8 protein-coding genes are annotated in these 12172 nt (G+C 35.5%); 2 read left to right on the top strand and 6 right to left on the bottom strand.

Annotated elements, in window-relative coordinates:
• Positions 1-62: 62 nt before the first annotated feature.
• The 6 genes from KMW28_RS23910 to KMW28_RS23885 form a co-directional block, all read right to left on the bottom strand.
• Positions 63-1499, bottom strand: coding sequence for a sialate O-acetylesterase (locus KMW28_RS23910; protein ID WP_169661881.1), 1437 nt, complete (start codon positions 1497-1499; stop codon positions 63-65).
• 156 nt (positions 1500-1655) lie between these two features.
• Positions 1656-2345, bottom strand: coding sequence for a GOLPH3/VPS74 family protein (locus KMW28_RS23905; protein WP_169661882.1), 690 nt, complete (start codon positions 2343-2345; stop codon positions 1656-1658).
• Between the two features lie 81 nt (positions 2346-2426).
• Complete coding sequence (locus tag KMW28_RS23900) at positions 2427-3002, bottom strand: WD40 repeat domain-containing protein (protein ID WP_169661883.1); 576 nt, start codon at positions 3000-3002, stop codon at positions 2427-2429.
• A gap of 493 nt (positions 3003-3495) precedes the next feature.
• The gene (locus tag KMW28_RS23895; RefSeq protein WP_169661884.1) at positions 3496-4728 is read right to left on the bottom strand and encodes a threonine/serine exporter family protein; all 1233 of its coding nucleotides are present in this window, start codon (positions 4726-4728) and stop codon (positions 3496-3498) included.
• 161 nt (positions 4729-4889) lie between these two features.
• Entirely contained in the window at positions 4890-5990 is a 1101-nt protein-coding gene (locus KMW28_RS23890) for a serine hydrolase domain-containing protein (protein WP_169661885.1), read from the bottom strand.
• Between the two features lie 6 nt (positions 5991-5996).
• Positions 5997-6836, bottom strand: coding sequence for an RDD family protein (locus KMW28_RS23885; protein WP_169661886.1), 840 nt, complete (start codon positions 6834-6836; stop codon positions 5997-5999).
• Positions 6837-7615: 779 nt separating this feature from the next.
• Between KMW28_RS23885 and KMW28_RS23880 the strand changes: the two genes are divergently transcribed.
• Entirely contained in the window at positions 7616-8545 is a 930-nt protein-coding gene (locus tag KMW28_RS23880) for a response regulator (protein ID WP_169661887.1), read from the top strand.
• Between the two features lie 9 nt (positions 8546-8554).
• Entirely contained in the window at positions 8555-11908 is a 3354-nt protein-coding gene (locus KMW28_RS23875) for a hybrid sensor histidine kinase/response regulator (RefSeq protein WP_169661888.1), read from the top strand.
• The last annotated feature ends 264 nt before the right edge of the window (positions 11909-12172 follow it).

The following is a 12172-nucleotide window of genomic DNA, read 5'->3' as shown; positions in this document are numbered from 1 at the left end:
ATTGCAAAAGGGTCTGGGTAACTTTTGTAGAGACATTTTAATAATGTCTCTACAAATAAATATTATTGTGCCTGCTCGGCCATTTCCCAATCATCAGTTCTAAACGATGCTACTGGAATCATGTTCACTCCGTAAAGTTTTGCCTTGATCCAGTTCTTCCAGCAATAACGCACTGCCACCACTTCATCCACTTGATCACAAGTAACAATCACTTTTGATTTTTTATGTACTTTAGCTTGTGCTGGGTAAAATACTTTGTCCTTCCCTGCCACTTCAAAACCTGGAATATCACCTTCACAATAAAGACCTAAACCAAGTTGTTTGAAACACAGTAAAACACCTGCTTTTGTTTGTTCCATCGACTCAAAAATTGGAGCATCAGCATTTACATATTCATAATTATAGGTATGCTGTAATGCACTCATCACAAAACGATGGGCTGTTTCTTTTTTAAAAGGGGGATGAATCGACTTTTCTTGTCCCAAATCCATATTATTAATCATATACGAATTCGGAATAAGGTCTACACATTTACTTTGTGCTTCTCTTAAAAAAGCTGCATTTCTTGGTGAGTTGTAATAATCGCCTTCATCTTTACCTTGGTAAGGAGCTATTTGAGCAAAGAAAAATGGAAAGTCTCCTTGGTTCCATCTCGTTCTCCAATCTTTAACCATCGCAGGGAAAAGTGTTTGATATTCCTTTGGAAATTCTCGATTACTTTCTCCTTGATACCAAATCGCTCCTTTAATAGTGTAAGGAATAATTGGGTGAACCATGGCATTAAATAAGGCTGTTTGTGTTTTGTTTGGACGCAAGCCTTCTGTATTCTCCTTCACTTTTTGATATTGTTCCAATACATCTTTACTTATCCAAGCTTCTACAAAACTTGCCCCGAAAGAGGTCTTTATTAATCCGACGGGTACATCCAAAACCTCATTTAATTCTCTTCCAAAGAAATAGGCCAACGCACTAAAATCGGCTACCGTTTCTGGAGAGGCTTCTACCCATTTACTTGGTTTTCCCACATCCGCCAAAGGTGTTGAAGCTCCGTTTTTCTGTATTCCAAATAAACGAATCTGTGGATTTCTCGAATGAGCAATTGCCTTTACCGAACCAAAAATGGGCTGACCGGGATTCCCTTTTAAGGCCATTTCCATATTCGATTGTCCAGAACACAACCACACTTCTCCAAATAGGATATTCTCTAAATGTATATCAGATGATTTGCTTGAAAGGTGGATGCTTTGCTCCTCTTTTGATAATGTTGTCTTTATTGAGGTCTTCCAATTTCCTTCTTTATCGGCTGTGATATCAATAGATTGATCCAACCATGAGGCTTTTATTTTGATGGCTTCTTTTGGTGATGCCCAACCCCAAATCATCACTTCTGTATCTCTTTGTAAAACCATATTTGAAGAGACAATTGCAGGTAGTTTCACCTCAGCATTTGATACAAAATAAGAGAGGAGTAATACTAAAAATATATAGGATTTTTTCATTGTTTTGTTTGTTGTAGAGTGCCATACAGGAATAATGTATTTCCAATTTGGCAGAATAAACCTTTCATTTCGATATAAAGTTACGTTCTACCACAAACAAAACTGTACTTGATTGTCTATCTTTTGTGCGTTTTGGTATCAGCACATCAATTGAATTTAACTCGAAGAAGCTGTCATTGTTGGTATTATGACTACTAAAGCCAAGGAAGCAATAATTAAATCATGAATCTCTTTTATCACTTGACTTGTTTCGTTGGCAAACTTAAATTCTTTGATCAATTTTTGGATGGTTTTCTTTTTCTCCTTTGCTACCTCTTTACCGTACACCTCTTTATTTAATCCACAAGAATTGACCAAACTGATGATCATGATATCGTTCGACATAGGTTGTTGTTCGCCATGAATAATGGCATTCAGACGTTTTCTAATCAACACTTCGGGAACCTCATTTTTAGTTGGATACTTGTTGTAAGTAAACAACCAAAGTATTTTATCTTCTCTTTTTTCTAGAATTTGTAAATCAAGAAGCTTCTTTAGTGTGCTTCCTTTCAAATCACTTTCTTTATAACCCAGCTTATCAATCCAATAATTGATCTTACGAGCTTTTTTGGATTTTGAAATTAGTTTTAGGCACTCATCCAAAGCTTCATCTCCTGTTTCCTCTTGATGAATTACATTAATTCTTCCCTCTGAAATATTAATTCTTTCTTTCAAAGTAAGGTCGTATAAAGCGGCTCCGGCCAAACAATAACCAAATACGCTGTATTCATGAACGAAAGTACCTTTGTCATCATCAAGGGATAGAAGTATAAGTTGGTCTAAAGTGTTTAGGTTAATTTTTTTCATGGTGTGTTTTTCAATAGTTAAATTTTAGTTTCTTTCTTTAATATTTTGGAGATCAATTTGAAGTCATCAAAACAAACTCTTTTAGAATACGAGCAAATCCCAACTATACACCCCTCCATAAACACCTGCCACTATGCTTTTACCATCAGGAGAAAACTTGACAAATGTGGGTGTTTCGTTCTTGAGTCTTGTCGGGTAATCCTTAAACGTTTGATCTTCTAATTTCCATACCCTCACCGCACCAAATACTCCAGTGGCAATGTATTTTCCGTCGGGTGAATAACATAGAAATTCAGGTGTTTCATTTTTCACCTTTGTTTTAAGATCAATAAATTCTTCTGAACCTAAAGTGTATACTCTTACCGAACCAAAAGTCCCAAAAGCTATTTGTTTTTGATCTGGTGAAAACACCACAAACGTGGGTGTCTGATTAAACGCATTGGTCTTGTAATCTTTAAAAATTTCAGTCCCTACTTCGTATACCCGAACAGCACCATAAACGCCTGCCGCCATAAGACGCCCATCTGGAGAAAACTCCAAATAATCTATTGTTTCGTTTTTTAGTTTAGAGTAATACACTTTACTTCTTTCCTGTCCAAAAAGTGGAAGAGAGCAAAATATAAAGCTGATCAAAAAAAGAGAAATTATAGTTTTCATTAATTAGTGTATATCAGTTGATGTTATTTAATGGGCAGAAGTTACAAAAAAATATGTCTATTTATTGCTATTTCCCTCTTTGGATGAATTCTGTTACTACGTTTTTCAATCAATTCTTTATCATATTCTATACTTAAGGCAGAATTAAAATTTCATAACCTATTGGAATAGTGCTATATATAAACGGATATCAAAAAGAGATATTCTTTGAAAGATACGCACAACATTACGCACTAAGAAAGCGGTAATATTGCAGTAGACAAAGTGATAAAAGCAGAGATACTATATCATTTTTTTACCCATGGACAGTTTTATTCATACTAGGTTATTAACTATTAAAGCAAACTATTTTAAAAAATAAGTTAGTAATAGTTTATAAAAAAATCATTTCATAGAAGTAGAAAGCATAAGCAATTTTTGTTTATGCTTTTTTGGTCTACACATAAAAAAGGACGTTGCAGTGCAACGTCCGTACACAGATAAATTATATTATTTAAATGACTTCATCTCTATTATCTAGGTTAGGATAATAGGTACTATACGCCACCAACATCCCTACGACTATGGCACAAAACATGAGTAAGCCGGAAGTTCCTATACTAGGATTATCAATAATTGGATCGTTATTAAACTGATTCGATAAGCCCATAAATAATCTACTACCAGGTACGAGAATCACGATACCTTGTAATAGATATACGGATGGCGGAACGTTTTTCCATTTACTTAATAGAATACTCAAAAATGTAATCAAAAAAGCACTGATAAATGTACCGAAAATCCAGCCGATATTTTCTTGGAAAATCATAGGTCCCCAAAAAGCAATGACGGCTAAAAATAAACCAATCAGTAAATCTTTGAACTTTGTATTGAATACCACACCTAGACCTGCAGATAAAGCGGGAAGGGCAATAAAGTGCATCCATTTAGGAATCTCATTGATGTACACATCAGGCGATAAATTAAAGAAGAAAGTCCCTAAGGACATTCCTAGATAAACCCCAATAAATAACTTCAAGAAGATCATGATGGAGTTGAAAAAGAAACCGGATCCTGAATTAAACTGATTAAAAGAAATCTCTTCTAACGCAATGGATATGGTTAAACCGGGAACGTATAAAATGACCGATGCCAAACTCAGTTCGATGAGATCTAATTCTGGTACAAAATACTTACAAACGCTTCCTATAAATGCACAGATAAAAGCCGTATAAAACTCTACAGTATATTTAGAGGTATTGAATCTTCTTACCCCTTTAATGATAAGGTAACTGATAAAACCCATCAGAAAACTAAACAAAAACGTGACCCAACTGCCTCCAATTAATCCTAAAAAAGAAGGTGGAATAACCGTATAGGCCAAGGCAATACAAAACTCGTTGTAAATCTTCTTTTTTTCGATGACCTGATCTATATTCTTGGTGATGGTCTCATAATCATGACCATCCTTAAAAGCCTTACGGATTTGCTTATGCAGATCGGCCAGCTTCCCTAAATTATTACTTCCCAATGGTATGTATTGCAAGATCACCTGACGCTCTTTTGTAACAGGATCTTCTATCTGATAGTTTAGGGTGTTTGTTGTTACCTGACAGGCTACATCCACTCCAATATGCTTGGCTACATCTTGAATATACGTCTCTACTCTTAAAGACGAACAGCCAAATTTATGCAGTGCATTTCCTATTTTTACAACTAATTTATATTTCTCTTCGAAGTTTTTCAAGGGCGTAACAGAATTATATTTTGTTATTTAGTCCGCGAAAATAGTTAATTATTTTGGATCTGTACTAAAAATATCAAAAAGTAATCGTTCTTTAACTTTAAACTAAAAAAGGCGTAATCAAAGATCAATTTAATTAAATGTTACTAGGTTGCTCTCCTCCATTACTCCAACAACTTCCCCGAAAATCTTATCAGTTCATCTCTTAATTTGTAAACCGCTTTTTGATGTTCCTCTGTAGCTGAATTAGCCATCACAATTATGGCACTACCCTTACTTGGTACTAATACCGTATGACAAAAATAGGTGCCCGCACTGCCATCATGAAAGCTAATTTTTGACGTTTTGGTTTTCATGTTCCCCCAACCATAGGCATAATTCTCTAAGCCATAGTGCATTTTTTGATAACTATCTGAAGTTATGTAATTGTTTTCTCCCATTAAACCAGTTAGATGAAATTGAACTAATCGGGCATAGTTTTCAATATTCATCGAGACATCTCCAGCAGCCAGGGTATAATCTTCTAACTTATAAAAATGAGTGGGCGATAAAGAAATCAACTGCTGATTTTCCTCCCAATGTCCCCAAGGGTAATTTAGGTTTTGCTTGTTTGGAAACCCAATAAAATAGTCCAAGTCGAGTGCTTTCATATGCTTATCCACCAACTTTTCGAAGGAAAGATGAGCGGCTTTTTCTAACATTAAGGAAGTTAGAATATATCCTGCATTAGAATAGGTTCCCTTAGCTACCGATTCTTCATTTAATACAAACTCCGAAAATTGTTTTCTTTTATCTGATATGGAACCATTTAACGCTGGAAGTTTTTCATATTCCAAACCACTCGTATAAGGCTGTATTCCAGCTTGGTGAGAAAGTAAATCTCCTAATGTGATCTCTTGATATTCAGTCGAAATTTCACCTTTCAAATCCGAACAAATATCAAAAAATTTAGTGTTTAGTGATATCTCATCAGATTCTATCATTTTGAAAGCAATGAATGATGTGATGGCTTTGGTATTCGACCCCAAATGAAATTTGTCGTTGAGTCTCACCTTTTGATTTTTTTCTATCCTAACTACTCCTTCAATACCCAAATAACAGGTATCAGATTGAACAACTCCCACTGTCAAGGCTGGTATTTGATATTCTTTTTGATACTTCGAAACCAAAGAATCAATAGTTAAAGAAATATCTTGTGCCCAAAGCTGAATGGGAAAAAGAAGAAGTAAAAGAAAAAATTGGTTGGTGTTTTTAGTTGGGTGCATTATTATTTAGTTGGTATAAAAATCAATATTTAGTTCTTCTTGTGTTCCGTTTTCGGTATAAATAATATCTAAATCCACTTTATGATATGGGAACTTCTCTTTCATAATAGGTTCCACTAAACCTCTCACTTCGTTAATAGAGTTTAGATAAACATTGGGTGATGCATATACTTTTAACTGAATGTATTGATCATCCATGTTCATCTCTAATGAATCAAAATAATAGCTTAATTCATCATAAACGACTTTTTCATTCACTACTGTATCTACATAAACTTCCTTATCATTAACGATTGAACCGAGATATTCCAACCAAAGGACTAAAGGTGACATACATATTCCCATTACTAAAACTGATAGAACGTATGAAATCCCAATTTTAGGAAAATCAACTTTTGCATTTGCTTTCTTATCATAAATGTCAACATAGGTCCCTGAGATATAATCACCAATTCTTCTGTTGGGATTAATCATCACCATAATCACTTCAATAGGCCATATAATAATTGAGATATTTCGCACAAAACATTTAATTGGAGAGGCTATTTCATCGGTTTTATTATCATACACCTGAAGATTTGTAGCCAATTTCCCTAAACTTCTTCCTTTAAAAGCATCCTTACAGAAATACAAAGCATATATGAAACAATAAGGAATCATCAAGGTTTTTATAGATCCAAAAAGTTGATCAGGATCGGAATTAATACCTGGAGAAGTAAAAAATTCAGACATAACCGACATTTGAATGGGAACTGCGATCATTCCCAATAAGAAAGTCATAGAAATATGGTCTATAATCATAGATACGAATCTTTCCCCAAAGCCTACTTTTCTGTTATAATCCATCTTCGTTGGTTTTTAAGTTTTTGATTTTCAAGTTTAAAAAATAATATCATGTTAAGATAAATAGTTACTGTTTGTTCAAATTCAGCTATTTCTTTTGATATAAATTGTTTGCGATTGTAAAAGTAATTAATTCTTTTTTTCTCCTCATAAATATTAAGACACAAATCTGCCTTTAATATCAAATTGCTTTTTTAATAGAAGGATGAACACAAAGAGAAACGTCAAGAAAAATATAGATAGAAAGTATTCCATGAAATAGATCATAGTGAAATCATTTACTTTACCTGATACAATATCATTCATTTGATAAAAATGAAGGGCTTCTCTATGAAATTGAATGACATAATAGAGTAAGAATGAACACGTTGTGATGACCAAAAGAGATAATCCTTCCATAAAATAAATTCGATGATTATACATCCTACTCGAATAACACATTCTGATGATACTGTAAAGAAACAAATGCGATAAAAATTGAATGATAAACAAGAAGTTTAATGGGAAAATAATAAAGAGATCGTGCAATTGAAATTCTATTGTCTTATTGTTCAAAAACGTATTTCCAAACAATAATTGATTGATCAAAATGGTAAAAAGAAAGACGACAAACAGTCTGAGAAAAGTCTTGAAGAGTGTTTTTATTGGCATTTCAGGGAAGTCAGATAAGTTAATAATCAGCTAAGTTAATTGATTAATCAATATTTCCTAACATTCGTTTTTTTCTCTACCTTAAACCTATTAAATTGAACGTTTTAAAGATTACGACCCATTTTTTTAATATGACAGACACAAAAAATTGCATCCTAATTGTTGACGATGCTGCTGAAAATATAGACATGTTGCGCGGACTACTAGGAAATGAATACAAAATCAAAGTAGCCCTAAACGGAAAAAAAGCCTTAGAGTTGGCCAAAAAAGCTCCTCAACCCGACTTGGTTTTATTGGATATTGTAATGCCTGAAATGGATGGATATGAAGTACTTAAGACCATGAAATCCGATCCAGAGTTGGAACATCTTAGCGTGATTTTCTTAACCTCTAAAGTCGATCCTGAAGATGAGAAAAAAGGATTTGCTTTGGGTGCCATCGATTACATCACTAAGCCTTTTGATCCTGACATTGTTATTTCGAGAATTCGACCTAAAATCGAAATGTCTGTCAACCAAAAGAAGTTGAGGGAACAACTCAGTCAACTTCAAAATCAAACCATTGAATCAGGAGATACCGAAAGCGAATGGTTGGATTTGATTGCCAAAGGAGAAAGCGAAACATGTGAATTTAAATCCACATTACGCTTCAATTTATATACTAAGAAACACGAATCACGCATCGAGAACCAATGTTTAAAAAGTGTGGCTGCTTTCCTTAATGGAAATGGAGGAACGCTTTTCGTGGGTGTCAACGATGATGGTGAACCTATCGGTATGAAACCTGATGCCTTCAAAAACGAAGACAAATTGATGTTGCATTGGCATAATTTAGTAAGAGAATATATTGGTGCAGATATGGCACAATTTATTCATACTAAAGTCGTTGATTTGAAAGAAGAACAGGTATTAATTATCCAATGCGACCCTTCTTCTCGTCCGGTGTTTATGACACGCGACGGCGATGAAGCTTTTTATGTTCGTATGGGGAATTCCTCACAATCTCTAAAACCTAGTGAAATGCTGGCTTATGTTGATAGCCGCTACGGAACTGCTCGTTAATTCTATACTATGGAACAACAAATAAACAACAGAAGGGAGACCAGATTCTTCCTTTTAGCTTCTACCCTAACGATTATCGCTTTTGCATTTTTCGGTTGGGAACTGAATAAAGCTTATAAAGATTTCCAAAGAGAAAGTGATATCATATGGAAGGTCGCTCAATTGCAAAAGGACATTATCTTCTGCGATGAGGTATTGACTACTTCCACTAAAATTGCCGCTTTGACTTCTGAAAAAAAGTGGGAAGAGAAATACAAACGTTACGAAGCTGTTCTTGATAATGCCATAGTGAAAGCATTAGAAATGGACAGTAAAGGTGAATTTGAAGCCCTCTTGAAAGGAACGGAGGCTGCCAATAAAAAACTAATTGATATTGAATCTCAAGTTTTCCAACTTATTCGAGAAGGTAAGGGAGAAGAGGCAAGTAAACTTTTAAATTCAAGAGAATATCTTGATAATAAAGTGAGGTATGCCGATACAATGGAAGATTTTTCTGAAAAATTGGGAGGTCGTATCGATGATGTTTTTGAAGAAAAATCACAAAGAATCAAAATCGATTTAATCGGTGTCGCATTGTCTATTATTGCCGCTATTTTCGCATGGTACTTGGTATTTATCAATAATAGAAGATTACATTCTCGCCTTTCTGAACAAAATAAAAAGCTGAACGAGAAACTTGAAGAAGTAGAGGAACTAAATGCCAACTTAGATCAGAAAGTAGAAGATAGAACTAGAGAGTTAGGGATCTTCAGACGTTTTGCCGACTCATCGAGTAACGGTCTAGGCATGGCAGATATGAGAGATCAGACGATTGTTTATGTCAACGAGGCCCTTCAGAATTTGTTAGACGAGGATGAAATCGATGCTGTTTACAAGAAAACTGTTCAAGGTTATTACACTCCTGAATCTCAGAAGAAATTAGAGGCAGAAATGCTGCCTGCAGTAATGTCTACAGGGGCTTGGTCGGGAGAACTAGAAATGCTTACGGCCAAAAATAGAAGACTTTCTACTTACGAAAATTACTTCTTGGTTAAGAATGAAAAAGGAGAGCCTATCTACCTAGCAGACATCATTATCGACATCACTCAGAGAAGGAAAGCAGAGGAGCAATTAAAATCGGCCAAAGAAATTGCCGAGGAAGCGGCCAATGCTAAATCTATGTTCTTAGCCAATATGTCGCACGAGATTCGTACCCCTATGAACGCCATTATGGGCTTAACGAATTTAGTGTTAGACACTCCATTGGACGAACGTCAGAAAAGCTTCTTGAAAAAGATTCAGCTATCGTCTCAATCACTTTTATCTATTGTGAATGATGTACTTGACTTCTCAAAAATAGAAGCGGGTAAAGTAGATATTGAGAATGTGTATTTCAATTTACAAGATGATGTACTCGAAAACATCATGAATGTAATTGGATTTAGAGCAAAAGAAAAAGGGATTACCGTTAAGTTTGACATCTCTTCTCAGATTCCAAAATTATTGAAAGGAGATCCTCTTCGTATATCTCAAATTATCTTGAACTTGATGAACAATGCCGTAAAGTTCACGCCAAAAGGTCAAGTCACTTTAAAGATTGGATTAGACGAAACAAAAGGACATACCAAACTTCATATTGAAGTAATTGATACCGGAATTGGTTTAACTGAAGATCAGCGATCAAGATTATTCCAAGAGTTTAATCAGGCAGATACATCTACTACACGTAAATTCGGAGGAACAGGCCTAGGGTTAGCGATTTCTAAAAAATTAGCTACGCTGATGAACGGTGAAATTGGTGTAGAGTCACAAATCGATGAAGGATCTAATTTCTGGTTCACTGCCGAAGTAGAAAAGGTAGCAGAAGATTCAATTGCAGGCAAGCAACCTTATAAAGTAAGAAGCTTAATCGGTTCTACCGTGCTAGTTGTTGATGATAACGAAGAATCTTTAGTGATTCTACAGAACTACTTACACAACTTCGGTTGTAAGGTACATGTAGTGAAAAGCGGAGAAGAAGCGATTGCCAACATCACCCAATCCGACATCACATACGATTTCATTTTAATGGATTGGAAAATGCCGGGTATGGATGGTATTGAAACGACTCGTAAGATTCGTGAATTATCAAAAATTCATGCAACCACCGATATTCTTATGGTAACGGCCCACGATAAAGAAGAACTTTCGGATCAAATTGATGAAGAAAGTATTTCTGGAATTATCGTAAAACCTGTCGATGAACAAGAGTTATTAGATACCTTGTTATCCCGTTTCGGCTTTGCGGCCAATAACGAATACAAGAAATCTCAGAACTTCCCAGAACATGTAAAAGGCGCTAAGATCCTATTGGTGGAAGACAATGAAATCAACCAATTGATTGCCTCTGAACTACTCGCTAAATTCGGTGTCTATGTAGATATCGCTGAAAACGGTCAGGCAGGCATCGAGAAAGTCAACAAAGCATTTGATGATAACGAACCGTATGAAGGCGTCTTGATGGATATACAAATGCCTGTGATGGATGGTTACACAGCTACAGAAGAATTACGTAAAGATGCTCGATACACTGAGTTACCAATCATTGCTATGACCGCCAACGCGTTATCTCAAGATAAAGACCGTGCTAGAGAAGCAGGTATGACAGATCATATCGCCAAGCCAATTGACAATGCACAGTTGTTCTCTATCTTAGGAAGATGGATTGAAGCCAAAGGCAATTATAAATCCAACGATCCTAAACTGTTGGAAAAATTAAAAGAAGCAGGTAAAGATATTGATGCAAAATCAGACATACAGATCGAAGGAATTGATACCGAAATCGCCATCAAACGATGTGGTGGAAATGAAGACCTTTTCTTAAGTGTGTTGGATAAGTTCTTCAACAAGCAACAAGATACTTTAGTCCGCTTAATGGAACTATCAACTGATAAAGATTATACTGAATTAGAAAAAGAAGCCCACACGGTGAAAGGTGTTTCTGCTAACTTGGGTATGACGGAAGTATCAAAAGCTGCGGAGCGTTTGGAAAGTTCCCTTAAATATTACGAAACCTATGATGAAGTAGCGTACAACGATTTATTAGTACAGTTATCCATCATGTTAGAAAATATCAGACAGTTTAAATGGGAGGAAGAACCTCAAGAATCCACTCAAGAAACTGATACTCCTACCGAAATTGTATCCATCAATAACTTCCCTGAGGAAAAAGCTCAGCTGCTTCAATTATTAGATGAAGGAGACCCTGAGGCAGGAGAAATTATTAAATCATTACTCGAAAAAGTGACGGTAGAGGATGAGAAAAATGGGTTGAAAGTAGCTCTAGGGTTTGTGCAGGAATATGATTTTGAAGAAGCGGGTAAAGCTTTGGAGCTTTACAAGTGAAGAGTGAATAGGGAAGAGTGAAGAGCGGTCTTAACTAGAGCATAGTTCTGTCTAAAATTAAAGGATTTTTTTCATAACTAGCGCGGGTCTCCGGACTCGTGCTCGTGTTATGAGGAGCGTAAATTCAGCACCTACTACCTTCTACTTACTACCTAAAAACGAGGTCGGGAGACCTCTAACGTTTATGGGCACCGATGACGCTTCGCTTAACATCGGCGCCAGTTTTACCTGCTACCTGCTACCTAAAAAAAATGCGTTAGCCTA

The sequence above is a fragment of the Flammeovirga yaeyamensis genome (assembly GCF_018736045.1).
Taxonomy (GTDB): domain Bacteria; phylum Bacteroidota; class Bacteroidia; order Cytophagales; family Flammeovirgaceae; genus Flammeovirga; species Flammeovirga yaeyamensis.
The sequence above is the reverse complement of the archived record's forward strand: the minus strand, read 5'-3'. Positions and strand labels throughout refer to the sequence as shown.